Raw genomic sequence first — 25347 nt, 5'->3', positions numbered from 1 at the left:
TCTTTATCCTAATCTATTTGTTTATTGATTAAATGCTGTGTTTATTTTTGAAATTGCTTTAGTAATAATTTTAGATTTTCTAGGCTTCTTTGAAGGCTGTCCATTGGGTTGCCTGGGCAGACATCTTGTTCTATTGCGTACCATTCGACTCCTGATTTTTCACACCAGTCGAGGATAGGAGCAAACTCAATGGCACCTGTTCCGATTTCAGCAAACGTCTGTCGTTCATCCATGGTCATATCCTTTAAATGAATAATCGGCATTCTATTGGCATAAGGCTGAAGAAATGATAAAGGGTCTCTACCGCCTTTTTTCACCCAGAATACATCAATTTCTGCTAAAATTTTATTGTCGGCTATTGGTTCTAAGAGATACTCTAACGAAGATTTCCCTTCTATTTCTGTTTCAAACTCAAAGGCATGGTTATGATAACTGATGCGATATCCTGGTGCTTGAATGGCAATTTCATTCAAGAATGTCTTCACTTTTTGATAGCCTTCATGGTTTCTTAAATAGTCTGGGAGAAAGGGACAGACAATATCTTTTGTTTGATATAAGCTTACTTCATCTAGGACACTATCAAGATCGGATGACAGCCGATCAATGGAAATATGGATACCGGCAGTTTTTAGATCGTTTTCCTTCAGTGCTGCCGCAACTTCTTCTGGATCATATCCGGGTGGTAACGCAGACAATTGAACAGCAGCCCATCCCATTTCCTTTAGTTCTTTGAATACGGGTCTAATACCCCTTTTTAATTCTTCTCTTACCGTAAACAATTGTGAAGCAAACTTATTTCTCATCCTGCTCTCTCCCTTTTATTTATCGCATAAATAAGAAATCTTGTGATCACTCACTTATTAAATAGTGCTTCTAAACTTTCCATTTTTATTTCTTGTTTGTTTTCAGAAGATTTAACGATCATGTCAATCATCCGGAGCGAAGGAAGGGCATCTTTGGCATGGACATAATCTTGGGTGTTTTCAATAATACTTTGATAGAATTTATGAATTAATTTTAAATGACTGGCGCCGTAATAGAATTTGGAGCCTGGCATCTTTGTATCTTCAATCAATTCTATCTTTTTCCCCATTTCATTTTGCTTGTATAGAATGCTGTCCTTTATGGTTAGTTTTTGTCCGTCAAGAATGACCTGTAGTTCAACACTGGAATTGTTTCCATTGGCAATCGTGGCAAAAAAGAATCCTTTCGTCCCATTTTTGAAATGAATTCTAGCTGTTGCAGTGTCTTCTATTTCAACTCCATAATCTAGCAACTGATCTATAGAGCCTCTTATACGATCAATTTCACCTCCAAGGAGCTGGATTAAATCTAAGGTATGAATGGATTGATTAATCATCACTCCTCCACCGGCATACTTCTGCTTCCCCCTCCAAGGATTATCATCATAATAAGATTTTGGTCTTGCCCAAGAGACCAAACCCTTAATATTTTTGATGCTGCCGTATTTGCCGCTATCAACCATCGATTGAAGCATTTCAAATGATTCATTGAAACGGTTTTGAAGACACACATTTATTTTTAGGTCCTTGTTTTCCTCTTCAAGTCTTACTAGTGCCAATCCCTCTTCAGTATTCAATGCCAATGGCTTTTCAAGAAAAACATGAATCCCCTTTTCCACACAGGCTCTAGTCACCGGATAATGAAGGTAATGAGGCAAACAAATATGAACACAGTCCAGCATTTCATTTTCTAGCATATCTTTATAATTTGAATAAAAATTTACGCTAGGTACGATCGCTTTACGTTTGATATCAATATCACAAACAGCCACTAACCTGGCGTTAGGATGTTGATTAATGGCGTTTATATGAATACTTGAAACATCTCCGAGTCCAATCACGGCGATTTTTAGCACATAAACCTCTCCTTTTCATTACACAAAAGTAACTGTTTGAATTTTTAAACTTCTAACTAGATATTATTAAAAATAAGAATATACAGCATGATTATAATTGTGTTAAATTGCAATGAATTTGTCCCATCTTGCTCTTATTATTATTTTTAGTTGCATCAATTCTAACTGTTAGGTACTAGTACCCCTTTATCAACAAAAAAAGACCCCCAAATTAACATACAATTTGAAGGTCATTTTGCATTACATTTTTAGTGTTTGCGATAGTTAACGGAACCCTTTACTTCAACATGTTCCTCTTTTTACATGCTATTATTTCACAAATCCCTTAATGGCTTCAATAAGATCAGCAGGCTTTTCATACATACTCATATGACCAGAATCCTTGATAATGGTTTGTTTAATATTTGCTTTACTCACAGAAAATGTTTTTTCCGCAGGAATAATCTGATCTTGTTCACCGGCAATTAACAGCACGGGTATTGAAGATGACTCCAGGACATAATTACGATCCGGCCGCTCTTTCATCGCATGTAAAGTTTGAATGGCTCCTTGTGGCGGAGTTTGATAGCCAATCTCTTTAGCCGTTTCCACATACGATTCTTCGAGGTGGTCAGGAGAGAAAAGCTTAGGAACAAGCCCATCAATAAGCGGCTTAATTCCCTCTTGTTTAACTTTTTCCATATTTGTTGTTCTTCCCTTTTTAGCTTCTTCAGAATCAGGAAAAGCCGTGGAATGGACAAGCGAGAAACCGTTTAAAGAATCACTGTACTTCTCAGCAAACGCCAGTGTAATATAGCCGCCTAACGAGTGGCCAAACATCGTAACTTGACCTACATTTAATTTATCGGTTAACTCTTTTATTATATCTGCGAGATCAGAAATCGTATTGTTCTCTTGTGCCATGGTGGATCCACCATGGCCGGGCAAATCGGGAGCAATGACTCGAAAATTTTCCGATAACACAGGTATGACCTCTGACCAATATTTGGAACTTCCACAAAACCCATGGAGAAGTACAATCGGTTTGCCTGCTCCTTTATCTATGTATGTGATGGTCGAATCTTTTAATGATATACTTTTCATTTCCATCAAACGAATTCACTCCTTTATCCTTTTTATTCATCTTATAACATGCCGAGCGAATTAAATAATAAAAAGCATTACCTCATGAAAAGAAGTAATGCCATATGTTTACCCAATTTGCTCTTCATTTAACTCATTATTTAATAAAGACCTTTTATTTGGAATAACCGTTAAGTTTGATCTTTTCAATAAATACTGCAGGTGTTCAATGGGCATGGAACCATGACCCTTACTGTCTCCAAGAATAAATTGAACGGTTACTCCGTTATTGCTTTTAACTGTCATGGTTTCAGCAGAGTTAAAGAACCCTTTAACATTTTGCGATATTTGATACCTATTTCCCTCTTCGATTAACATGAACGAACTCCTTTATTATTTACTCCCTTGTTAGTATGCCAACATTAACTTTATGCATACATATTTTTTCCAAAAAAAAAGAGAGGTGTTATCCTCTCTGAAATAAATCATTCCTCTTCCTCTTCGTCCATCATTTCATCAAATGCTACCGAAACTTTATCGAATTCCTCATCGCTTTCAATGGCGGTAAAGTCACCTTCTTCATCAACCTTTAAAAAGAAGATATCGATATCTTCTTCCGTTTCCTCCTGTCTTACGTCGTCCGCGAAAGCCACAGCAACATAGTCATTTCCTTCAATCGTCATAACTCCCAGTACTTCTACTTCCTGCTCCTCATTACTTTCATCACTAATAGTAAAGATTTCGCCTACTTCAATTTTGCTCATATAAAATGCTCCTTTTTTTTAAAATTAATCTTAATAACAGTATCTCATAAAAGCAAGTCCAAACCAAATCGTTACCTTTATTTTATGGTAGTATAAAAAAAGATCTAATAATATCAAAAAAGATTAAGGAGAAATCGTTATGCACTCAAAAGAATTAGAAGATAAAATTATTCAACAATATCAAGGTGAGGAAAAGATGATGATTCTTGTGTTTGCCCAGTGGTGTGTAAATCACAACTTAGATCCACAAGAATTATATTTACGTGCCTACCCAAACCAAGCATCCAATCCTGCCCTAAGAGAAGCCATTGAATTAACCGTACCAAAAGAAGAAGCGGGCGAAATAGCCGATCAAACGTTACTCGGTGTTCTTTCCTTATTTGGAAATGATGACCTTGCCTTTGTGGTTACAGAGGAAATTCAGAAAAGAAGATAAAAGTACAAAATGCCCTTCACTTTTAATGGAGGGCATTTTGTATAATTGACTTTATTATCATATTAATCCAAACAGCTTGACTGTCTGAGTAATGATCAATGGGATTAAAATAGCAATAACTGTTGGTATAAGAAAGGCTAGGAACGTCCATTTTTTACTCTTTGTTTCTTTATAAATATTCAAAAGTGTAGTTCCGCATGGATAATGCAAAAGGGAAAATAACATCATGTTTAGTGCTGTAAGCCACGTCCAACCATGGTCTAGGAAAATTTGTTTTAAATCCACCAGATTATCCACTTCGGTTAACGATCCGGTTGATAAATATCCCATTAAAAGAATGGGAAGAACAATTTCATTTGCCGGCAGCCCTAAGATAAACGCCATCATGATATAACCATCAAGACCAAGCATTTTACCAAACGGATCTAGAAAATTTACTGCGTACATAAGGATACTTGTGTCACCAATATAAATGTTCGCAAAAACCCAGGTTAGAATGGCTGCTGGGGCTGCCACTTTGACCGCCCGAACCAAAACAGACCAGGATTTGGTTAATGATGAACGGATGACTGTATCCAGAATTTTAGGTTTTCGATAGGGCGGCAGCTCTAACGTATAATGAGTGGGAACGCCTTTAAGTGCTGTTTTTGACAGTACCCAAGATACAAAAAAGGTTACAATAATTCCAAACAAGACAATTCCTACAATAACTCCTGTAGTAACTAAAGATTTTATGCCTCCTGTAAAATTGGCAGCCATAAATAACGATGCTAACAGAATGAGGGTACCCCAGCGGCCATTACAAGGAACAAAATTGTTGGTTAAAATGGCAAGCATTCTTTCTCTTGGAGATTCAATAATTCTGGTAGAAATCACAGCGGCAGCGTTACAGCCAAACCCCATTGCCATGGTTAACGATTGTTTACCATGGGCCCCGACCCTTTTAAAAAGCCGATCCATATTAAAAGCAACCCTGGGAAGATAGCCATAATTCTCTAATAATGCAAAGGCTGGAAAAAAGATGGCCATTGGTGGCAGCATGACACTTATTACCCAGGTTGTTCCACGGTATAAACCAAGGATAAGGATTCCATGCAGCCAATCCGGTGCATGAATCACATGGAAGAGAGCTGTTAATTGCGCCTCAATATATCCAAACAGTTCAGCAAGCAATGAAGATGGGATATTTGCTCCTGCAATGGTTAGGTAAAACAATACACCTAACATCGTAATCATAATCGGAAATCCAAATATCGGCGAAGTGAAGATCGAGTCGAGTTTTTCTGTTCGTGTATCTTGTTTAGATTTAGTATAAGAAATTCCCTCATTACATAATTGCCGGCTTTGTTCATAAAGCCGCTGGACAATTTCATCTCGCAGCTTCGAAGATGACAAGTCTTGCGCCTCTGTATAAAGCTCCTGCATACTCATTCCTACACCCCCTCTGGAACCATTCGTTTATTGATTTCATTAAGCAGCGTTTCATCCCCATCTAGTAATCTTAACGAAACCCATCGGGACGAGATATGGCTTCCAACTAGTTGACGGACCTTTGGTTCAATCATTTTTATCTTTTCTTCAATCTCATCAGGATATTTCATCTGAACAGGCTGACATTCGATTTTCCCAGTTACGATCCGATCAATCGTATCAAGCAGCATCGGAAAACCCTTTTTATTTCGTGCAGAAATTTTTATAACGGGTACTCCTAAGCGATTTGTTAACAGCCTTTCATTAATGTGGATTCCCTGCTCCTCAGCAACATCAATAAGATTAATGCAAATCACTACATTTTTGGTCATCTCTAATACTTGAAGCGCGAGATTAAAATTCCTTTCTAATGAGGTTGCGTCCAATACGACAAGGGTAACATCCGGTTTTTCAAACACAATATAATTTCTAGCAACCTCTTCATCTGTTGAATTTGAAAAAAGAGAATAGGTTCCTGGCAAATCGATTAAATGGATTGTCTTATCCTTAAAGAAAACACTGCCTTCCGCAAGGGCGACGGTCTTTCCTGCCCAGTTTCCAGTATGCTGTCTAAGGCCCGTTAAGGCATTAAACAAGGTGCTTTTCCCTGTATTCGGGTTACCAGCTAAAGCGATTCTGTACTCATTCCCCATATGATAACAGCTCCCCCTCTATTCTTGAACTTTCTTCTTTCCTAAGAGCGATTGTAGTTTGGCTGACTCGAAAGGCAATTGGATCTCCCAGTGGACTTTTTCGGACTACTTCTACCAATGCTCCTGCCACAAATCCTAAATCTAATAGTCTCCTTCTCATGACACCTTCTAAGTTTAAAGATGTAATTCTAATCAAATTTCCTTTTTCTCCATTTACTAATTGAATTTTTTTAGGTTTATCCATCTCTCTTTCCCCTTCTCTAAAGTTTTTCCCGTGCGCAACTTTTCTTTAATTATATGAAAAGTTTTAGAATATTGTCACGTAAAATATAAAAAAAGCAGCCTTTTTTTTTGGCTGCCTTGAAAATGTTCATTAAATTATGGTGAAATTCCTCCATTGACTCGGTAGCAGCTGTTGATACTGCCTTTGTAAAAATCGATCGTCGATTAAAACAATCGTCCCATGGTCCTGTTCAGAACGAATCAATCTTCCTCCTGCTTGTAACACCTTGTTGATCCCTGGATACACATACGCATAATCATAGCCATTTTTCCCTTGAGCTGTAAAATGTTCCTTCATTAGATTTCGTTCAAAGCAAAGCTGCGGCAAGCCTACACCAATGACGACCACACCATTTAAGCGGTCACCCATTAAGTCCACACCTTCTGAAAAAATCCCGCCTAAGACAGCAAAGCCAATCAAGGTCTCAAATTGATTAGGTTTAAAAGAGGCTAAAAAGGCCTCGCGTCCTGTTTCGGACATACCGGTTTCTTGAACGATGGTCCGGATGTTTTTATTGAGCTCTTTAAATGGCTCATAAACAGACAGCAGATACTGATAAGAAGGAAAGAAAATAAGGTAATTCCCTGGACGATTTTTTACAAACGATTGGATAACTGCAATCATTTCCTCCTTCGTTCGTTCACGATCATGGTAACGTGTAGACAACGGTTTGATAAAAACTTCTACCTGCTCTTCTTTGAAAGGTGAAGGGATGTTGACGATATAATCTCCTTCCCCTCCGCCTAGAATATCTTGATAATAAGGCATGGGCGAAAGCGTGGCAGAAAAATAAATTTTTGAACGATATCCTTTCCCCATTTGCCGAAGCAGATAAGATGGATCAATGCAAAACAATTTAATCTTTAGATCGTTACGATTCTTCTCCGCAAAAATGACAAAATGGTCATCTAGAAGTTCAGCAATTTTTAAAAATTGATTGACTAAAAAATACGTTTCAAGTAAGAGTGTAGATGATTCCAGCAGCAATAGCTGTTCTGCCGCCAAAGAAAATTGTCGAATATCTTCTAATAAATCTTCCTCAAGCCCCTCTAAAACAAATTCCTTATCCTGCTCTTTTACCTTTTTTAATTGAATGAATCTTGAATTAATTTTACTAGCCACGTTGAAAATCCCTTCATGAACTCCCTTAAAATCCTTTTTTAATTGGAGAAATGGCTCTTTGTTTAAGGTCGCTGAAAACATCTCCCGACCGCGGTCGACAAGATTATGAGCTTCATCCACAAGTAAGGCAGTTGATTTCTTTTGTTCCTCTAACAGCCGTTTTAATGAAACACGCGGATCAAAAATATAATTATAATCACAAATAATCGCATCTACGGAATAAGCAAGATCAAGGGAATATTCAAACGGGCAGACCTTATGTTTTCGGGCATAACGTTCAATCACTTCTCGGGTCATTATGTTTTCGGTTGTTAAAATATCAAGGACTGCTTCATTAATCCGATCATAATAACCATTCGCAAATTCACATGATTCCTTTTGACAATTGGTTTCCTCTTGAAAACAAACTTTATCCTTTGCAGTAATGGTAACCGTTTTGAAACATAACCCACAGGAACCCATTCGGGCAAACGCTTCTTCGGCAGAAGTGCGTGTGATCGTTTTGGCGGTAAGATAGAAGATACGATTTAGGTGGTCTTCGCCGATGGCCTTTATCGCTGGAAAAAGCGTGGAGATCGTCTTCCCAATACCTGTCGGCGCCTTTGCAAACAGGTTCTTTTCGTCTTTAATGCTCCTATAAACAGCACCGGCTAATTTCCGCTGCCCAATTCGGTAGGTATTAAAAGGAAATGCCAATTCAATACAGCTCTCATTTCTTTTCCTGCGGTGATTAGAGAGAAGTTTTGCATATGGAGCATAGCTTTTAATAACATCTGCCACGAATTTTTCTAAATCTGAAAATAAATATCTCTGTATAATCGTTCTTTTTTCTTCGGTTTCTATATGGACATACGTCAGCTGAACATCCATTTCGGTAAGTTCCCTGTCCTTTGCCACTATATAGGCATACATTTTGGCTTGTGCCCAATGAACTGGATAGCCTTCCGTATCTAGTTGTTCGAACGGCTGAGAAAAGGATTTAATTTCATCGATTATGACGAACCCTTCACGGAATAAAAGTCCATCGCATCTGCCATCTATGATATAGGTAAGATCATCATAAGGAACCTCCAGACTGACATATACTTCCTTTTGGTCACCTTCTTGGTAGGTCTTTTGAATTTTTTGATGGATCCTTGTCCCATCGATCAGCGAAGTTTGAGTGCGGAACCTTGAATCAATACTGCCGCTCTTAAACACATATTCTACGAGCGTTCTTACCGATATTTGAACTTTTGTTGTCACCTAGTCACCAACCCATTAAACAAGAATGTATGTTTGTATTTTAATTATACCAAAAGGCAAAAAAAAAAGCGCATTTCTGCGCTATTTTTGACTAGATTATGACCGAATTTGTCCTGTTCCTCGAACAATTGCTTTCGTCGTCGTTAATGCTTTTAGTCCCATTGGACCACGGGCATGAAGTTTTTGTGTACTAATCCCAATTTCTGCCCCATAACCAAACTGTTCGCCATCTGTAAAACGAGTCGAAGCATTATGATAGAGTACCGCTGCATCCACCGCTTGGAAAAACAGACGGACATTTTCAGCATTTTCACCAATGATGGCTTCGGAGTGCTTTGTTCCATATTGATCAATATGGTTAATCGCTTCCTTCACATCACTTACTTGTTTAACAGCCAAAATTGGGGCTAAGAATTCTGATGCCCAATCTTCTTCTGTTGCAGGCTTAACAAACGAATAGGAAGAAACTAATGTTTCATCACCACGAAGTTCCACACCTTTTTCTAGCAAACGGGTTAATAACTCAGATACATATGGCCATTTTTCATGGACAAGTACGGTTTCAGCCGCATTACAAACAGACGGACGATGTAACTTTGCATTAATCGCAATGGTAATAGCCATTTCTTTTTCTGCAGTTTCGTCTATAAAAACATGGCAGTTCCCAACACCCGTTTCCAAGACAGGTACTGTCGCATTCTGAACGACAGTTTGAATAAGTCCTGCTCCACCGCGTGGTATAAGAACATCTAGATATTCATTTAATCTAAACATCTCAGAGGCGGTTTCACGGCTTGTATCCTCCAGTAATTGCACAGCATCCTCTGGAATCGCTGTTCCTTTTAAGGCCTCACGCATCACTTGCACAAGAGCCTTATTGGAATGAATGGCAGATGAACTTCCTCTCAAAAGAACGGCGTTTCCAGCTTTTAGACAAAGACTTCCAGCATCAACGGTTACATTAGGACGTGCTTCATAGACCATTCCTACTACTCCAAGTGGAACACGAATAGTTTGGATTTGTAACCCATTTGGTCTCTCCCATGCTTCAATGGTCTCCCCAATAGGATCCTCTAAATGAACTAATTGGCGTACACCATCCACAATCTGTTCGATTCTTTCTTCTGTTAAAAGCAAGCGATCAAGAAGAGATGTAGACAGCCCGCGATCTTTACCCGCTTCCAAATCTTTTGCATTTTCATGTAAAATAAATTCTTTTTCCGTGAGAAGATGATCAGCCACTTTTAACAACGCCTCGTTCTTTTCAATGGTCGATAGCATTCCCAATTGCTTTGATGCTTTTTTTAGTTTCTTTGCTTTTTCCAACAATTCTCCCATTCCCAATCACTCCTTTGGTAATGTAACCCAATTATCGCGGTGGATCACTTCTGCTTTTTTATTAATTGAATAGCTTTTCGCCTTTTCACCAGGTAACCCCTTGATCGTTAATAAATCCTCTGCGGAATAATAAACCTGTCCTTTACCGACTAATTTCCCTCGTTTGTTTCTAACTTCTACGACATCCAAGGCATTAAAGTCACCTTTCACTCGGGTCACGCCGACTGGCAATAGACTTTTCCCATGGAAAAGAATCGCATTTTCCGCCCCATCGTCGATTTCAATCATACCCCCGATTTGGGAATGATAAGCAATCCATTGTTTTCTCATTTGCATTTGTGAATGAAAAGGACCGCCGATATAGGTTCCATCGCCTTTTCCTGCCAAAATGTCGGCCAGTTTTTCTTTCCCTTTTCCGGTACCGACAAAGACACTGACTCCAAGCGATAAAGCCTTTTTGGCTGCGGTTAATTTCGATTTCATTCCCCCGGTACCAACCGATGAACCACTTTCCCCAGCAAAACTAAGCAGTTCTTCAGAGACCTCCGGAATGAAATTAAACTTTTTAGCATCCTTTGAAACCTTTGGGTTTCCATCATAGAGACCATTAATATCCGTTAAAATGATCAAGGCATTTGCATGTAAGAAGCCGCTGACGAGAGCAGATAATAAATCGTTGTCACCGAAGGTTAATTCCTCAATCGAAACGGAATCATTTTCATTGATAATCGGGAGGACGCCTCGTTGCAGCAGTTCATGGATGGTAGAGAACAGATTTTGAAACCGGGTTTGGCTGTAAAAATCTTCTCTCGTTAGCAACATTTGTGCAGGCATCATTTTATACTCTTTAAAAAGCTCAATATAATGCTGCATTAATAACCCTTGACCGACTGCGGCGGCCGCCTGTTTCCCAGCTGTCGTTTTGGGTCTAGTCGGATAGCCAAGTGAGCCAAATCCTGCTGCAACAGCACCGGAGGAAATCAAGATCACTTCATGTCCCTGTGCTTTCAAGTAGGCAAGTGCCTCGACATGATCACGCATTTTTTCTTCGGAAATCGTTCCCTTTGAATTGGTTAATGAACTGCTTCCTATTTTTACGACCACCAGCTGTTTTTTCATGATTCGTACGACCTTTCATTTTAAAAAATAAAAAAACGATTCCTCTGTCCTTGAAAAAGGACGGAAGAATCGTTTCCGCGGTACCACCTTTATTGATGCAATGCATCCTCTTGAACCCGTAACGAGGGATACGGCCTATGTTTACATAAGCAGCTTTCAAAGGGCAGGTTCAATCATCTTTCCGTGAGAAACCTTCCAGCCTTTGGGTTTCACTCTCTGACACCTTCCAATGATTTACTAGTCCCATACCATTTACTATTTTTATTTATTTGATTATCTTAAGAAAAGTGCAAATTGTCAAGCAGCTAAAACAATAAAAAATAGGAGTTACATTTTTTTACCTTTTAACACGTCAAGAAGGGTGTTAGGTTTAAACAAAATGGCAGCCGGACTTACCAAATTCATTACCTTAACTAAGTCTTTGTAAATCCTTTTATTTTTCGACGATAATAAAAAGATTCGTTTGACGTACCATTGCAGACCTTTCAAACCAAAGGGTTTTTTACCTCTTACTTCATCATAACGAAAATCTTCACTGAGAACCATTAACCATACCGGAGCAATAATTTTTGCCAATTTTCTTTGCAAACTTTTAAATTGGCCCGTGATCGATTTCGAGGCAAAGTAATCTCTAATGGTTAAGGCTTCTAAGGCTGCAATACTCATCCCCTGGCCAAAGACGGGATCAATTCGGCAAATGGAATCACCCGCTACGAGTAATCCAGCAGGTAAATCCACCTTTTCAAAATGCCGCCACTTTATATGTGGTACCTGATAAATGGCTGTTTCCGAGTTGGAGGTGCTTTTCTGCAAGGCATGATAAATATCTGGAAGTGGTAACTTATGAGTCAACTCCATAAAGCCCTTTGCATCTTTAACGGAGGAAGGATCTATTGTATTTAAATACCCGTTAAGAGTGACAATGAATTGATTGTTCTCCACCATGGACATAGTACCGCCTAAAGTTTGGTTAGGGGGCTCCGGGTAGATGATTTTTATTTTAAAATCATTTGGTGTTTCGGATAGCCTGAATCTTCGAGTGGCATAACATAGTCCTATTTCAACCTTCTCCTCAGGAACCGTACGCCCCTGATTCTCCAGCCAAGCTTTCGTAAAAGACGCGGCCCCGCTTGTGTCAATGACCAAATCTCCTTTAATTGATTTTGTTTTACCTTCCTGAAGAACTTCTACACCACGAACTTTGGTTTGGTCTGCTGTTAATAGATAAGATTTTACCTTTATACCGTATGTATAGGTGATATTTGGAATTTGATGGATCCTTTCCGCAATATAGGATTCTAGCAAGGGTCTCGTCTGTAAAAGGGTCGTGTCTTTACTCGTATGTCGTAATTTCCATACCCCATGATGAAACCAGGCAAGGTCTTTCAGTGAATCAATTTTTATAGATCCACGTTTAACCATATCATGTTGAAAACCCGGAAATAGTTTTTCTAACGCCTGTTCACCCGCATGCAGGAGTGCATGGATGTGATGTGCCTGAGTAATCCCAGGCCTAACAGTGCTAGTATTTTCAGGCATTGGATCTTTCTCTAAGATTTCGATACTATTAAAATAGGGGGATATTGCAGCGGCTATTAATTTCCCAGCCATTCCCCCGCCGATAATGATTGCTTGATACATCCCCTCTTCATGCTTCAACTTACTGTATTCCCCTTTTACGTCTGTATAGTTGGCCATTCATAAAACAGCTTCTCGCCATTTCGTAAAAATAGCAGGATACGTCCCTGCCATTTTTACTCTTTTATTATAAATTGACTATAAAGGTATTCACAAACCTTTTCCGAATCAAGTCTGGCTGCCACATATGGCGGCCGAATATCCTTTGACCCTTCTAAAGGAAGACCCAGCCAAAGAATCTGTTGGTCAATCATGATAAATGGAAACGATAAACTCACTTGGACTCTATGATTCGGCTGAAGTTCCAGCCATTCATCCTCCGAAATCACCGTTAAGTTAACCGTTCCTCTCCGGTTTTTCAGCCTCTCCTTCCATTCTCCGTTAAGGCTTGTTTGTGCAGGTAAAGAAATAACCAAAGAAATCCCGGCATAATTAATATCCTGAAATACCTTTTCTAATCTCCGGGCATGCATCCATTGCAGTTTAGGATGATGATGTTTAATCCAAGTACCAATCTCTTTTGTTTCCACAATCTGCTGTTGTTTCACCTGATGTTCTACTAACTGTCTCAATGTTTTTCCCTGATAAACATGCCTGCGGATGAAGGCTTGATTGCTGACATGTATAAATTTCCCCTTTGTTCTAGTAATCGCTACATTTATTAGCCTTTCGCTATCCTTACCTGTTACTAACATTCCAGCCCTGGTTTGAGGAGAACCTTCAACGGTATCAAAGACCATTACATCCCGCTCACTTCCTTGAAATCGATGGACAGTGGCAGCGATAATATCTGAAGCAGCCCTTTCCTTTTCATATAAATCATCAAGAAGTAATTCCATTAACTGGGCTTGGGCACGATAGGGTGTTACGTAGCCAATCGACCTTAATCCTCCAAGAAAAGACTCATGTATGAGCTGAAAAGATAATAATGCCTGCCAGACATTCATCCTTGACTGGGATGTCCGTTCCGTCAGACAATGGGCTCCTGTAAAACTAGAATCAACTAAAATAGACGAACGGTTCGGAAAAGGAGCACTCCCAACAATTTTATTCCGACTCTTCCTAACACTTTCGTGATCACCTACTAGTGAATGATAGATATATTGATTCGTGAAGGCGGAAATATCCGGATGCATTCTCCGTTGTTCCTTTAAAAGAAATAGATGGGGATGGAGTTTTCCCTCATTTACCCAATCGACGACACCCGCACAGTGGAAAATATCTTCCCTTAACCATTTCGTTACTAAAGGATCCCTTGACGCAGCTATTGGCGGAAGCTGTTTAAAGTCACCACAAATAATTACTCTTTTACCGAGCGCAGCTGCAAAAGCCGTTTGCGGAACATAAGCCATACTCGCTTCGTCTACAATCACGACATCAAACGTTTTTTCATAAATCGCTGGATCACTGGCAGCTTTTGCAAGCGTAGTCCCTACAACAAAAGCATCCTTAACAAATTGAATCTCCTTTTGTCGAATCTTCTCAAGCACTCTGGCAATCTTCGTTTCAAGCTCTAATAGTTGATCGGTATCCCTTTTACTAAATGAACGAGCAATATCCTGTTTTAAATTTTTTCGTTCTTCTAGTAATACTTCTTTTTCCACACCTAGACTTGGGTCCTGTTTTAGTAGCAGTTCACCGGTCGTAACCGCTTCAAGACCGGAAGCCGGTTCACCTGCTCCAGAACCATAACGAAGCACATCACCTTCTCGGAAGCGGTCTTTCTTTTTAATAAAATCAGTTAGTTCACCAATGAGAACATCCACCGCCTGATTACTGTGGGATAAGATGAGGACCTTCTTTTCTTGAAGATACTTATTGGCTGCTGTTCTTGCTAGTGTATAGGTTTTTCCAGTGCCTGGAGGGCCCCATACAAAGGTGACCGGATTATATTTTGAACGAAGGACTAACTCATGGACGTTGCTTTTTATTTTTTCAACTGGGTGATTGGCTGGCATGGAAGGATCCATTAATTTTTTTACACGAAGGCGCTTTTGTTTATCTTTTCTGATAACATCTAGCCTTTGGATCAATTGTTCCAGCAGTTCCCATGGATCGTGAAATAGAGTTGCTTCAGAGATTAAGTCCCCAAATGATTGCTCCAGCGCTAGAATAACGCCTTTACCCTCTGAGGAAAGAATCCGCCCATTTTGAGCCATTCTGCCCCACTCAAGTCTAACTGAGGAACTGACTGGGATCCGTAATGAGGTGGTTGTTTCAAAATAATACGAACATGATCCATCCGAAGATAACAACCTTCCATTCCTAATAAAGTATTTAGTACTGCCGAACTTTTTTAAAAAATTAATTTCATTTTGAAGGGCTTGCTGCCACTCTTTGATAAACGATGGTACAGTTGTCATTTTTCTCTTCCTTTAAATTGGATGTAGTTTACTATAACACGTTAGCCTGAAAAAATAAAAAAGCATTCGGTAATTAGACGAATGCTTTCTTAGAGTCATTTAATTATTTATCAGCGTTCAAGTAGTAATTTGATAGTGTAATAATCATCGCACCCATTCGTTCATTTTCAGGTGCCAAGACACGGTCTATTCCTTCTTCTTTTAAAGCTTCTAACGTAACTTTTCCAACTGCTACAGCTAGAGTGTCATTTTTAAAGGCATTAACGACTTGATCATATACATTATTTTTTCGAGCATAATCAAAAAGAGAGCGTGCTTGAACGGCTGTCGTAAAACAAACAGCATCACATTCTTTGGCAATTATTTCACGGCATAAAGTGTTTACTATTTCCTCTTCCGGTTCAATATGTTGATAAGGGAGGATCTTATGAACCACAGCACCCTGTTCTTCCAAATATTGTGTTAAAGCCGGGGCGGTTTCTCCATGAAGCTGTACCATAACTCTTTTTCCATTAAAGTCTGTACCTTCAAAGGCACGTACTAAGCCCTTGGTCGTCCCATCATCAGAAGTAGCAATGGGTTGAATCTCTAATTTTTTTAGAGCACCTAATGATTTATACCCCCGAGATGCCACATTGGCGTTGCGAATCTTATCAAGAAAGGCTTCTTCTAGCCCTAGTTTTGCTGAAATATTGATTAATGTTTCAATTCCAATTCCTGTCGTAAAAATAACCCAATCTGCACCTTTTTCAACAAACTCCGCCAAATCCGGCTCTACTTCCTTTTCTGCTAAAAACACCGTTCCCTGAAGCGAACGGATAACAGGAATTCCGCCTTGTTTTTCAATTAATGTACTGATTTCTTCCAGTTTGCGTGTACCGCCAACTACAATTCGTTTTCCTGATAAACCTTTTTCCATTTATGTACCTCACCTCTTTTTTATTTATTAATGTAACATAATTTATGACAAAAAAAATAAGGAGAAGCTATTCTCCCTCATTTTTTCCCTTGTGCCCATAATTCGATTTCTTGTGATGAATAAATATGTACTCCTTTTTTTGGGGTTGACGCGACCGCTGCCATAGCTGCCGCAACCTTCTTTGCCTCTATAGCTCGATACGGTCGCAGAGGTCCGACCATAAGTTTATTTAGAAAACCGCTAACATTTGCCGCCAGTCTTTCTCCGAAGCGAAATTCTTCCCGCTCCCCTAATAATAAAGAGGGTCGGAAAATGTTTATGGCCGGCAAGAAAACCATGGTTAGGGATTCTTCAATTTCACCCTTAACCCGGTTATAAAAAAAGGACGATTTAGGATTGGCCCCCATAGCTGTGATGATAAGAAAATTTTCAACGCCCCTACTTTTGGCCACTTTAGCAGCCTCAAGCGGATACACGTAATCCACTTTTCGAAAGGCTTCCCTAGTTTTCGCCTTTTTAATGGTTGTTCCTAAACAGCAGTAGACATCGGTTACGTTGTTAAATAATTCTGAGTAATTCCCTAGATGGTTGAAATCAACCGTATGTAACTCTAAAACGGATTCCTTTATTTCAATCGGTCTTCTAACTAATAAAATGATTTTTTCATATCGTTTTTGTTGAACGAGAATCTTGACTAATTCTTTCCCAACAAGCCCGCTTGCCCCTAGGATAAGTGCCTTATTTTTTCTAACTGCCACAGATAATCACCTTTTTAAGGCATGAAATTCTAAGATTCTGCCTGTTTATTTTTCATTTCCATTTTGACATTTCTCCTAACAAAAAGGAAGATGAAAACTAACATTAGCTCTAAAATAAGGCCGATAATATTCCATGTATAAAAAGAAAAACGTAATAAATCCATCGTATTCTTAAACATTAATATAGACAAATACCCAACAATAAACGCTATCGGAAATAAATATTTATTTGTATTATGTTTATACAGATAACTCAAGCAGTGGTTGATCGCATATAGTAAAAAAGCAACTTTTGTAAAAATGGTTGGCAGCCACGCCACCGTAATAACCAAATCAAGACGATCGAGAAAATCGGTGATGTTAATTTGCTGAATGAGCATTAGGCTAGGGTAGGTTGACTCTCGGATGATTTTTGTCCCCAATACTGCCAAAGCTGAAAGCAACACAACCATGAATAGAAACAAACCAAGCCCGGTTCCAATAATAACCGCTCGCCGTGCTTTACGGGGCGGATTACTATTGGAAATAATAATTAAAAAGAAAAAGATTTCCCCCATCCAAGAGAAGGTAACATATACTGCTCTTAAAATAGCAGGAATCGACTCCATTCCAAACAATGGCTGGAGATTCCCAAAATTCCATTCATTCATTAATAATAAGGGAAGCATAGAGACGATAATGAACAATATGAAAAAGAAAATGGACGTCATTCTAGCGATTACTTCAATCCCGGATATAGCGACGTAGATTACTACTAAGATAGAAAGAACCATTAAGACATCATTTGGAGTCGTAGGTAAAAGGACGGTTGCAACAAAGTCTATCATACCTCGTAAATCCCTGATAAAAGTAAAAATAACAAAGAGAAGAAAGAGCAAAATAAATCCCTTTTCTATCCATTTGCTCTTACCTCCAATTAATAGAACATTTTGTGTCCATTCAGCATTTTTGTTTTTACCAAATATTATAAAGATTAAAGTTAATAAAATGGGATAGATAATTATGGGTACCATCCATGCGTTTTGGTCGCCTTGCTGTAAAATAATTTGAGGCAGACTAATGATAGGTCCAGCAAAGATTAGATTTGCTACTAATAGTGATAATTGGAGTTCAGATATCTTTTGTTTCATAATTTCACAACCATTCTCGATATGCCTTCAAATGTCACATTTAAATAGGTAGTGACGCTGCTGAGTGATAAATGAAACAAATCCATCAATGAAACACTAAATGCTAAACCGACCAATAAGTAAACCCATTTTCGTTCTTTTTTACTTACAATATCTTTTTTCAATACAAATAAGGTATACAAAATGAGACTTATCCAGACAACAATTATTCCTATTTTCATCTTTTCATTCCTTCTCTATAATCCCTGTATTCGTAGATCTATGGATATCTGCATCTACTTTTACGGTGACTTTTAAGTCTGGCAGCATGGTTCGCCAGTCTTTTTGCCACTTTTGTTCCCAATATTGGTGCTTATTTTTAAAGAGATACCAGCCAAATCCAAACACATCTACTCCTTGGGAATGTGCGTGCTTTAAAATAGCTAGAATTTCTTTTTTTATTTGATTTTCCATTTTGCTAATAATTAAGCGATACGTTTTTGGATCCTCAATCCGATAATTGGGCTCATTTTCGAATAAAACACCAGCAGCTCTGACAGTTAAAAGAAAGGTGGGTTTGCCATCCACCATCTGCAAATTAGGCTCGGTTGAGTTTTCAAAAATCAGGACGGAAAGTTCCTCATTCTTTGCCACAGGAAAGGAAACAGACTTTTTGTTCATCTTTTCAAATAACCATAAAATTCCTGAAGCTTCTTTTCTGGTGGTAGAAAAGGATAGTTTATCATTTTTAAAAACAGCAAAGCTGTCCATTTGGACTTCTTTTTTACTTTTATCATCCTTTGTTGTACCTGCCGTTTCGATCATAGGAATGACCATGTCCTTGCCTTCCCTGCTTAAATCTTGAAGAGCATCTCGTGCCGTCATATTAATACCACTTTTGGACATTTCTCTCATTCCTTCACCAGAGTATTGTTCCATCCGAGGCTGTGATTTCAATAGTTTAACGGCATCACCTTTTGCTATCAACAAAAAGGTTGAAATCCTCGAGCGCGGCTGAGTAAATATTGCATTTAATGATTTCTCGATCCCCTCTTTTGCAAGAGATTCTCCAATAATATGGACTCGTCTATGTCCTAAATAAACTCTCCTCGACAATTTTGTTTGAATATCTTCAATACCTTGGCGCTCATTCCCTCCAACTCCTTGGGCAACTAGGAAAGGACCTTCACCGCTTGTTCCCCCTCCTCCACCGCTAGAACCGGCGCCTCCCATAGAGCTCGGCAGCGGAATCTGTAGTGAAAAAAGGATTTTGTTGTTGGATCCCTTATCAACACCTGTCGCAACAACAAACCCTATATCGTTTATTTCAGAGCGATCCCAACACCCCGTTAATAAAACAACTGAGATTATGCAAGTGAACCAAAGCCGGACTACTTTCATGTTGGATTCCCTTCTTCACTCCCTTTTCCAGGGCTTGGTTTTAGATCTTCCCCTTCTCTTGTCATATCGACTTTAACCGTTTGATTAGGCCGCTCGTTCATGGACCACCATGGGACTCTGATAAATACATCCTTTACCCCCTTCATTGACAGAGGTGATACTGGTGATAAATAAGGGATTCCAAATGATCTCAATTTACACAAATGCGTTAAAATGATTAAAATCCCTAAGACGATCCCAAATAATCCAAACATTCCTGCAAGTAAAATAAAGGGAAAACGAAGCAGACGAATGGAAATTGCCATATTAAATCTTGGAATAGTAAAGGAGGCTATTCCTGTTAGAGATACGACAATGACCATCGGAGCAGATACGATTCCCGCCTCAACTGCAGCCTGTCCTATTACAAGTGCTCCCAAAATACTGACAGCCTGACCAACTATTTTAGGAAGTCTTACGCCTGCCTCTCTCAAAGCTTCAAAAGATATTTCCATTATCATTGCTTCAACAAATGCTGGAAATGGGATAGCTTCCCTGCTTGACGCAATACTAAATAACAAGTTTGTCGGAATCATTTCTTGATGATAGGTAGTGACAGCCACGTAAAGGCTCGGTAAGGTAAGTGCAATAAATACAAAGATAATCCTAAGCAATCGAAGAAAAATGGAAATGTGATACCGATGGTAATAATCTTCACTGGCTTGAAGGAACTGCCAAAATGTAGAGGGCATAACGAGTGCCAGTGGTGTACCATCAATGATAATGGCCACTCTTCCTTCTAACAAATTGGCTGCGATCGTATCTGGTCTTTCCGTATTTTGAACTTGAGGAAATACACTCCAAGGATTGTCCTCAATTAATTCCTCTATATAACCGCTTTCTAATACACCGTCAATTTTGATTCGATCCAGCCGGGCCTGAACTTCTTTTAAGAGCTCTGGCGACACTAACCCATCGATATACATAATAGCGATTCCGGTTTTAGTTTCCTCTCCAACATCCTTCGCAATTGTTTTCAATCGGTTAGAACGGATCTTTTGCCTGACAAGAGCTGTATTTACTCTGAGACTCTCTGTAAGACCTTCACGGGGACCGCGAACTACTGACTCTGTTTCCGGTTCTGTTACCCCTCTTCTTTGTCCGCCTTTGGCATCTATAACTATTCCGGTAGGGACATGATCTACCAAAAGTACCGTATTTCCTTTTAAAATATTTTTAACAGCATCATCAAGCATGTTGATTTCTGTCACAGAGCTAGCTGAAATAATCCTCTCTACTAAAAAATCTGCCGTTACTCGGTCTCGCTCTACTTCTTTTAGGACCTGATTTATTCCATGCAGCTGGATGCTGTTTGTATCCACCAATCCATCTACAAAAAGAAGGCAGACTTTTACTTCTCCAGCAATAATCTGCCGAAACACAATATCAGAACAGTTCTCAAAAAGGCCCTTTAAACGATCAATGTTAATTGATAGATCGCTTTCGATTTCCTTATTTGTTTTTTCACTAGGTACTGATTTCTTTTGGTCGTCTTTAAGAAATTTTTTAAATTTTCTCATCGAAAAACTCCGAATAGGTGAATTTTTAGAAATCGGGAAAGGATGATTGAATAATTTACTTTTTATAATTTGCACCATTAATTGAATAATATTCCTGTAAACTCAGGCTAAATTGTCTTATTTTGTCTTGCTTGGGACATACTGAAGGGTGTGCGAAATTATGTTGACAGGAGGTACGGATTATCTTTGGACGATCAGTTTAGTAATTTTATAAATGAGGTGTCGATTCAAGCAAAAATGGAAAATGTATGGGGATATACATGTGGTTCCTGGAAAAATTGTAATCAGGACAACATTCGATCATTCCTCGCTCATTGTATGGAATATAATATCGACCCAAATTACTGTATGAGCTGGGTCGAGCAGCATAAAAATGAAATTCCGAATTGGTCGGCAGTATCTGAGACCTCGCTTGGCTGGTTAAACCAACATACATCCACAGGATCAGCGATTTCTATTACTGATCATGAATTAAGTTAATGAAACGGGAGTCTAGGTGGCTGAACATAAAAAAATCCTCATCAGCTTAACCAGCTAGTGAGGATTTTTTTATTGAATTATTAGGATTTTTCTAATGATTCAACTAATTTAAAGATGAATTGATAGATTAAACTAAAGGCTTCACCTATTGTCATATCTTCTTGAAATCCCTCTACATAGTCCAAGGCGAAGTTTAAATTCCATAACCCATCTTCATTGCTAAACATTAAATCAAATTTACCTTCTCCACCATGTAAATGTGTATTTAAGTAAGCTTTAAGCTGCTCATGGAACTTTTTCTGAAACTTTAAACCAAGCATTACATCATAGGTACCAAATACATCATCGACCTCTAGGGAAATGGCATCGACATTCACAAAATCTAACCATTTCGATTCTAGGTAGATGAACTCATTTTTATGCTTCTTTAGGTAATGAAGTGGTTCCGACAAAAAAGCAGAGGTTTCATTTTTTAACATATTTTCTGACTCTTTATCACAGCGTTCAATGTAAGCATCGGCAAATCTAGTACTGGCATCCTTCTCCACAAAGTTAGCATTTTCAAAGAGCTGGTTTTTCTCAGCAAATTGCCTTTCCTCTTTAAAAAGTACAACCCCTTCAGCCGTTTGATTTGTTTGCTCCGATATGTAAGATTGGATTTTCTCCTTTAACATACTTACCCTCCTCCTATTTATCTACTTGTACTAATAATAAATAACTTCACTAAAAAAGCAAATAACAAGCATTAACATCATAACCACGCAAAAAAAGGTGCCAAGACCCTTAATGGTGCCTGACACCGTTTTTTACCTAATTACACTTTGTGAAACGTCCCATATGACAAAATACTTGGAATATTGTCTTGTCAAAACGATGGCTTCTTTCTCGTCCTTAAGAAATATTAAACCAGAACCCATTTGCTCTTCAAAAACCCATCCTTTTGATTTCATAAATTCTTTCACCTGTTTAAATGGTTGATTGCCCGAATTGCTGGAAAGGTATCTGCTCTTTTTTTCCGTATTAAAAAACTGAACATAATCAGTATCCGTTAGTTTTAATTTCACGATTGACACAAGCAGTGGTACGGGGTTTCCCTCTTGAAATAAGGCAGGTCCCAGGAACCCGATGGTCACACCGGAAACGATTGTCAAACCAAGCGCGATCGTCAATACTAATTTTTTTAACCCGTTCACCTATTAACCCCCTTGAAAACGATTCTATCTATATGACGACCCAAGGGTGTTATTGGTTTCATTTAACAGTATTACAATTTTATTACAATTATTCCCTCTCTATAGAAAGAGAAGATCAACTATTATTCTATTAACTTTCTTTTATAAAACTGCTTGGCATCACAACTGCTACAACTTCTCCACTGGCACATTGGATATCATTTGCAAACACTTCTGTGACTACTTTAAATTTTTTAGGATGAATTTCCTCCACCCGGCCAACCACTTTTAGTGTGACACCGTGGGGAGTCGGCTTTAGAAAATTCACATTTAAGGAAGCGGTTACAAAGCGAGGCGCGTCCTTTCCATCACCTGGTTCAATGCCATTTTTCCGGTGTAAGGCCAATGCAGCGGAACCTGTTCCATGACAATCGATCAAGGAAGCAATCAGACCTCCATAGACAAATCCGGGTAAGGCCGTATGTTCCGGTTTTGGTGAATAAAACGTTACAGTTGTGTCCCCTTCCCAGCCAGTTCGAAAATGGTGACCAGCTTCATTTAAGCGGCCACATCCATAACACCAAGCAAAATCATCTGGATACTCATCTTGAATTGCTTTAATTACTTTTTCCTCCATTGTCAAACCTCCTTTTCCAGAAAATTATAACATGTTTGAGAACTTATGTTAAAATTTAGTAGTACGAAGTTTTTAGAAGGAGATTGAGATGACAAAAATGATGGAAAAACGCCTCAACCGCTCTATGATTCCACTAGAAGAAACATGGAACCTAAACGATTTATTCCCCTCTGAAAAAGATTGGGAAGCGGAATTAAATATAATTGAAAAAGAAATTTCTCAGTTTGATAGTTTTAAAGGAGTAGTACATACAGGTTCAAAAACGTTATTAGATTGCTTGCTTGCTCAGGAACAGCTTCAGATGAAAATGATTAAAGCTTGGACATTTGCCAATTTACAGCAATCGGTAGATGGAACGAATCCTAACTACCAAGCGAATTCTGCAAAATTTTCTGCCTTGCGTACCAAAACGATCGCAGCACTCTCTTTTATAAATTCAGAGATTCTTGCTCTTCCCGAAGGGACCATTGAAAAGTTTTTAGAGGAAGAACCTGAGCTAAAAGCCTTCGCAAAAAATCTTTCCGAGCTCCTTGAAACGAAGAAACACATATTATTGCCTGAAACAGAGGAAGTATTGGCTGCACTTGGTGAGCTCCAAGGATCCCCTTATCAAATCTACCAAATGACTAAGTTAGCAGATATGGATTTTGCACCCATTCATGATTCAGAAGGAAATGAACAGCCTGTATCATTTGCCTTATTCGAAAACCGGTATGAATTTTCAAGCGATACCGCTTCTCGCAGGAAAGCATATGGCTCCTTCGTGTCAACGTTAAAACAATACAAAAATACTATGGCTGCCACCTATGCAACCGAAGTAAAGAAACAAGTGACACTTTCCCGCTTGCGAAATTATGAATCTGTTACCCATATGCTTCTTGAACCACAGCAGGTCACACTTGAAATGTACAATAATCAAATCGATACGATCTTTAATGAACTAGCTCCGCATATGCGCCGGTTTGCCCTATTAAAAAAGCAGGTATTAGGTTTGGATACCATGCGTTTCTGTGATTTAAAGGCACCTTTAGATCCTGAATTTAATCCGTCCACCACCTATGAGGAAGCGAGTCAAATTATCTTAGAATCTTTAAAAGTAATGGGTTCCGAATATGTGGACATTATTGAAAGGGGCTTTAAAGAGAGATGGGTAGACCGTGCTGATAATATTGGCAAATCAACTGGAGCTTTTTGTTCCAGCCCATATGGTGCACATCCTTATATTCTCATTACCTGGCAGGATAATATGCGCGGTTGTTTTACACTGGCACATGAATTTGGCCATGCCGGACATTTCTTTTTAGCTAATCAGAACCAGCGGATTATGAATGTCCGTCCTTCTATGTATTTTATTGAGGCACCGTCAACAATGCATGAAATGTTATTAGGTCAGCATTTACTTGCTAAATATGATGATAAACAAATGCGCCGCTGGGTAGTCTTGCAGCTTTTAGGAACTTATTATCATAACTTTGTCACTCATTTACTCGAGGCTGAATATCAACGCAGGGTTTATAGGCTTGCTGAAGAAGGACAGGCATTGACAGCAAAAACATTGTCAGATTTGACCGGAGAGGTTCTTACTGAGTTCTGGGGAGAAACTGTTGAAATGGATGAAGGTGCACGTTTGACTTGGATGCGGCAGCCGCACTATTATATGGGCTTATACCCCTACACCTACTCTGCTGGCTTAACAGCTTCCACGGCTGTTGCCCAAATGATTCAGGAAGAAGGTCAGCCGGCAGTAGATCGTTGGCTGGAGGTGCTTCGTGCAGGCGGTACCATGAAGCCGCTTGAATTACTAAAGCATGCGGGCGTGGATATGTCTCAATCGGAACCAATCAGGAAAGCTGTTGCATACGTGGGTTCATTAATTGATGAGTTAGAAAATTCTTATAAGTAAAGAACCAAAGCGCAAGCGCCTTGTTCAGTAAATCTAT

At 38.9% G+C, this 25347-nt stretch carries 25 protein-coding genes; 3 read left to right on the top strand and 22 right to left on the bottom strand.

Features of this window, described 5'->3' with window-relative positions:
* Positions 1 to 41: 41 nt before the first annotated feature.
* The 5 genes from CVD27_RS04030 to CVD27_RS04010 all read right to left on the bottom strand — a co-directional run bounded on the left by CVD27_RS04030 (position 42) and on the right by CVD27_RS04010 (position 3705).
* Positions 42 to 803, bottom strand: coding sequence for a sugar phosphate isomerase/epimerase family protein (locus CVD27_RS04030; RefSeq protein ID WP_101646594.1), 762 nt, complete (start codon positions 801 to 803; stop codon positions 42 to 44).
* Positions 804 to 853: 50 nt separating this feature from the next.
* Positions 854 to 1879, bottom strand: coding sequence for a Gfo/Idh/MocA family protein (locus CVD27_RS04025; protein WP_101646593.1), 1026 nt, complete (start codon positions 1877 to 1879; stop codon positions 854 to 856).
* 309 nt (positions 1880 to 2188) lie between these two features.
* Complete coding sequence (locus tag CVD27_RS04020; protein WP_101646592.1) at positions 2189 to 2968, bottom strand: alpha/beta fold hydrolase; 780 nt, start codon at positions 2966 to 2968, stop codon at positions 2189 to 2191.
* Positions 2969 to 3070: 102 nt separating this feature from the next.
* Entirely contained in the window at positions 3071 to 3319 is a 249-nt protein-coding gene (locus CVD27_RS04015; protein ID WP_101646591.1) for a hypothetical protein, read from the bottom strand.
* A gap of 107 nt (positions 3320 to 3426) precedes the next feature.
* Positions 3427 to 3705: a DUF1292 domain-containing protein gene (locus CVD27_RS04010; protein WP_101646590.1), complete on the bottom strand. Its 279-nt coding sequence runs from the start codon at positions 3703 to 3705 to the stop codon at positions 3427 to 3429.
* 139 nt (positions 3706 to 3844) lie between these two features.
* Between CVD27_RS04010 and CVD27_RS04005 the strand changes: the two genes are divergently transcribed.
* The gene (locus tag CVD27_RS04005; protein WP_101646589.1) at positions 3845 to 4141 is read left to right on the top strand and encodes a hypothetical protein; all 297 of its coding nucleotides are present in this window, start codon (positions 3845 to 3847) and stop codon (positions 4139 to 4141) included.
* Positions 4142 to 4198: 57 nt separating this feature from the next.
* On the opposite strand, the gene CVD27_RS04000 is transcribed toward CVD27_RS04005, so the two are convergent.
* From CVD27_RS04000 to CVD27_RS03935, 14 genes are all read right to left on the bottom strand, one after another.
* Entirely contained in the window at positions 4199 to 5572 is a 1374-nt protein-coding gene (locus CVD27_RS04000; protein ID WP_101646588.1) for a nucleoside recognition domain-containing protein, read from the bottom strand.
* A 2-nt stretch (positions 5573 to 5574) separates the two neighbouring features.
* Positions 5575 to 6264 (bottom strand): FeoB small GTPase domain-containing protein, encoded by a 690-nt coding sequence (locus CVD27_RS03995; protein ID WP_101646587.1) that lies wholly within the window; start codon positions 6262 to 6264, stop codon positions 5575 to 5577.
* A complete protein-coding gene (locus CVD27_RS03990; protein WP_101646586.1) occupies positions 6254 to 6508 on the bottom strand; it encodes a FeoA family protein in 255 nt (84 codons plus the stop codon). The genes CVD27_RS03995 and CVD27_RS03990 overlap by 11 nt, the downstream gene beginning before the upstream one ends.
* A gap of 129 nt (positions 6509 to 6637) precedes the next feature.
* Positions 6638 to 8914 (bottom strand): ATP-dependent DNA helicase, encoded by a 2277-nt coding sequence (locus CVD27_RS03985; RefSeq protein WP_101646585.1) that lies wholly within the window; start codon positions 8912 to 8914, stop codon positions 6638 to 6640.
* Positions 8915 to 9010: 96 nt separating this feature from the next.
* Positions 9011 to 10252, bottom strand: a complete 1242-nt coding sequence (locus tag CVD27_RS03980; RefSeq protein WP_101646584.1) for a glutamate-5-semialdehyde dehydrogenase — start codon at positions 10250 to 10252, stop codon at positions 9011 to 9013.
* A gap of 6 nt (positions 10253 to 10258) precedes the next feature.
* A complete protein-coding gene (proB, locus tag CVD27_RS03975; protein WP_101646583.1) occupies positions 10259 to 11371 on the bottom strand; it encodes a glutamate 5-kinase in 1113 nt (370 codons plus the stop codon).
* A gap of 327 nt (positions 11372 to 11698) precedes the next feature.
* Positions 11699 to 13069 (bottom strand): FAD-dependent oxidoreductase, encoded by a 1371-nt coding sequence (locus tag CVD27_RS03970; RefSeq protein WP_142384071.1) that lies wholly within the window; start codon positions 13067 to 13069, stop codon positions 11699 to 11701.
* Between the two features lie 56 nt (positions 13070 to 13125).
* Positions 13126 to 15372: an AAA domain-containing protein gene (locus CVD27_RS03965; protein WP_101646581.1), complete on the bottom strand. Its 2247-nt coding sequence runs from the start codon at positions 15370 to 15372 to the stop codon at positions 13126 to 13128.
* 103 nt (positions 15373 to 15475) lie between these two features.
* A complete protein-coding gene (locus CVD27_RS03960; RefSeq protein ID WP_101646580.1) occupies positions 15476 to 16291 on the bottom strand; it encodes a uroporphyrinogen-III synthase in 816 nt (271 codons plus the stop codon).
* Between the two features lie 77 nt (positions 16292 to 16368).
* Positions 16369 to 17049 carry an NAD(P)H-binding protein gene (locus CVD27_RS03955; protein ID WP_101646579.1) on the bottom strand — a complete coding sequence of 227 codons (681 nt, stop codon included), beginning with the start codon at positions 17047 to 17049 and terminating at the stop codon, positions 16369 to 16371.
* Between the two features lie 29 nt (positions 17050 to 17078).
* Entirely contained in the window at positions 17079 to 18179 is a 1101-nt protein-coding gene (locus CVD27_RS03950; protein ID WP_101646578.1) for a GerAB/ArcD/ProY family transporter, read from the bottom strand.
* Positions 18176 to 18400 (bottom strand): hypothetical protein, encoded by a 225-nt coding sequence (locus CVD27_RS03945; protein ID WP_101646577.1) that lies wholly within the window; start codon positions 18398 to 18400, stop codon positions 18176 to 18178. The genes CVD27_RS03950 and CVD27_RS03945 overlap by 4 nt, the downstream gene beginning before the upstream one ends.
* 4 nt (positions 18401 to 18404) lie before the next feature.
* Positions 18405 to 19559 (bottom strand): Ger(x)C family spore germination protein, encoded by a 1155-nt coding sequence (locus tag CVD27_RS03940; protein ID WP_101646576.1) that lies wholly within the window; start codon positions 19557 to 19559, stop codon positions 18405 to 18407.
* Positions 19556 to 21118: a spore germination protein gene (locus CVD27_RS03935; protein WP_101646575.1), complete on the bottom strand. Its 1563-nt coding sequence runs from the start codon at positions 21116 to 21118 to the stop codon at positions 19556 to 19558. Before CVD27_RS03935 ends, CVD27_RS03940 begins: the two co-directional genes overlap by 4 nt.
* Positions 21119 to 21304: 186 nt before the next feature.
* On the opposite strand from CVD27_RS03935, the gene CVD27_RS03930 reads away from it, so the two are divergent.
* Positions 21305 to 21598: a hypothetical protein gene (locus CVD27_RS03930; protein ID WP_257984256.1), complete on the top strand. Its 294-nt coding sequence runs from the start codon at positions 21305 to 21307 to the stop codon at positions 21596 to 21598.
* Between the two features lie 80 nt (positions 21599 to 21678).
* On the opposite strand, the gene CVD27_RS03925 is transcribed toward CVD27_RS03930, so the two are convergent.
* From CVD27_RS03925 to CVD27_RS03915, 3 genes are all read right to left on the bottom strand, one after another.
* On the bottom strand, positions 21679 to 22272 hold the full coding sequence (locus CVD27_RS03925; protein WP_101646574.1) for a branched-chain amino acid aminotransferase: 594 nt from the start codon (positions 22270 to 22272) through the stop codon (positions 21679 to 21681).
* 132 nt (positions 22273 to 22404) lie between these two features.
* Entirely contained in the window at positions 22405 to 22791 is a 387-nt protein-coding gene (locus CVD27_RS03920; RefSeq protein ID WP_101646573.1) for a hypothetical protein, read from the bottom strand.
* 130 nt (positions 22792 to 22921) lie between these two features.
* Complete coding sequence (locus CVD27_RS03915) at positions 22922 to 23407, bottom strand: PaaI family thioesterase (protein ID WP_101646572.1); 486 nt, start codon at positions 23405 to 23407, stop codon at positions 22922 to 22924.
* Between the two features lie 88 nt (positions 23408 to 23495).
* Between CVD27_RS03915 and pepF the strand changes: the two genes are divergently transcribed.
* Positions 23496 to 25310, top strand: a complete 1815-nt coding sequence (gene pepF, locus CVD27_RS03910) for an oligoendopeptidase F (protein WP_101646571.1) — start codon at positions 23496 to 23498, stop codon at positions 25308 to 25310.
* Positions 25311 to 25347 lie beyond the last annotated feature (37 nt).

The organism is Neobacillus cucumis, assembly GCF_002860255.1.
Lineage (GTDB): Bacteria > Bacillota > Bacilli > Bacillales > Cytobacillaceae > Neobacillus > Neobacillus cucumis_A.
Note: the sequence above shows the minus strand (reverse complement) of the source record. Positions and strands in the feature narration are given on the sequence as shown.

Coding starts and splice junctions, on each gene's coding strand:
- CVD27_RS04030 (WP_101646594.1), bottom strand. CDS start 803: ATGAGAAATAAGTTTGCTTCACAATTGTTTACGGTAAGAGAAGAATTA.
- CVD27_RS04020 (WP_101646592.1), bottom strand. CDS start 2,968: ATGGAAATGAAAAGTATATCATTAAAAGATTCGACCATCACATACATA.
- CVD27_RS04015 (WP_101646591.1), bottom strand. CDS start 3,319: ATGTTAATCGAAGAGGGAAATAGGTATCAAATATCGCAAAATGTTAAA.
- CVD27_RS04010 (WP_101646590.1), bottom strand. CDS start 3,705: ATGAGCAAAATTGAAGTAGGCGAAATCTTTACTATTAGTGATGAAAGT.
- CVD27_RS04005 (WP_101646589.1), top strand. CDS start 3,845: ATGCACTCAAAAGAATTAGAAGATAAAATTATTCAACAATATCAAGGT.
- CVD27_RS04000 (WP_101646588.1), bottom strand. CDS start 5,572: ATGAGTATGCAGGAGCTTTATACAGAGGCGCAAGACTTGTCATCTTCG.
- CVD27_RS03995 (WP_101646587.1), bottom strand. CDS start 6,264: ATGGGGAATGAGTACAGAATCGCTTTAGCTGGTAACCCGAATACAGGG.
- CVD27_RS03990 (WP_101646586.1), bottom strand. CDS start 6,508: ATGGATAAACCTAAAAAAATTCAATTAGTAAATGGAGAAAAAGGAAAT.
- CVD27_RS03980 (WP_101646584.1), bottom strand. CDS start 10,252: ATGGGAGAATTGTTGGAAAAAGCAAAGAAACTAAAAAAAGCATCAAAG.
- proB (WP_101646583.1), bottom strand. CDS start 11,371: ATGAAAAAACAGCTGGTGGTCGTAAAAATAGGAAGCAGTTCATTAACC.
- CVD27_RS03970 (WP_142384071.1), bottom strand. CDS start 13,069: ATGGCCAACTATACAGACGTAAAAGGGGAATACAGTAAGTTGAAGCAT.
- CVD27_RS03965 (WP_101646581.1), bottom strand. CDS start 15,372: ATGACAACTGTACCATCGTTTATCAAAGAGTGGCAGCAAGCCCTTCAA.
- CVD27_RS03960 (WP_101646580.1), bottom strand. CDS start 16,291: ATGGAAAAAGGTTTATCAGGAAAACGAATTGTAGTTGGCGGTACACGC.
- CVD27_RS03950 (WP_101646578.1), bottom strand. CDS start 18,179: ATGAAACAAAAGATATCTGAACTCCAATTATCACTATTAGTAGCAAAT.
- CVD27_RS03945 (WP_101646577.1), bottom strand. CDS start 18,400: ATGAAAATAGGAATAATTGTTGTCTGGATAAGTCTCATTTTGTATACC.
- CVD27_RS03940 (WP_101646576.1), bottom strand. CDS start 19,559: ATGAAAGTAGTCCGGCTTTGGTTCACTTGCATAATCTCAGTTGTTTTA.
- CVD27_RS03935 (WP_101646575.1), bottom strand. CDS start 21,118: ATGAGAAAATTTAAAAAATTTCTTAAAGACGACCAAAAGAAATCAGTA.
- CVD27_RS03925 (WP_101646574.1), bottom strand. CDS start 22,272: ATGTTAAAGGAGAAAATCCAATCTTACATATCGGAGCAAACAAATCAA.
- CVD27_RS03915 (WP_101646572.1), bottom strand. CDS start 23,407: ATGGAGGAAAAAGTAATTAAAGCAATTCAAGATGAGTATCCAGATGAT.
- pepF (WP_101646571.1), top strand. CDS start 23,496: ATGACAAAAATGATGGAAAAACGCCTCAACCGCTCTATGATTCCACTA.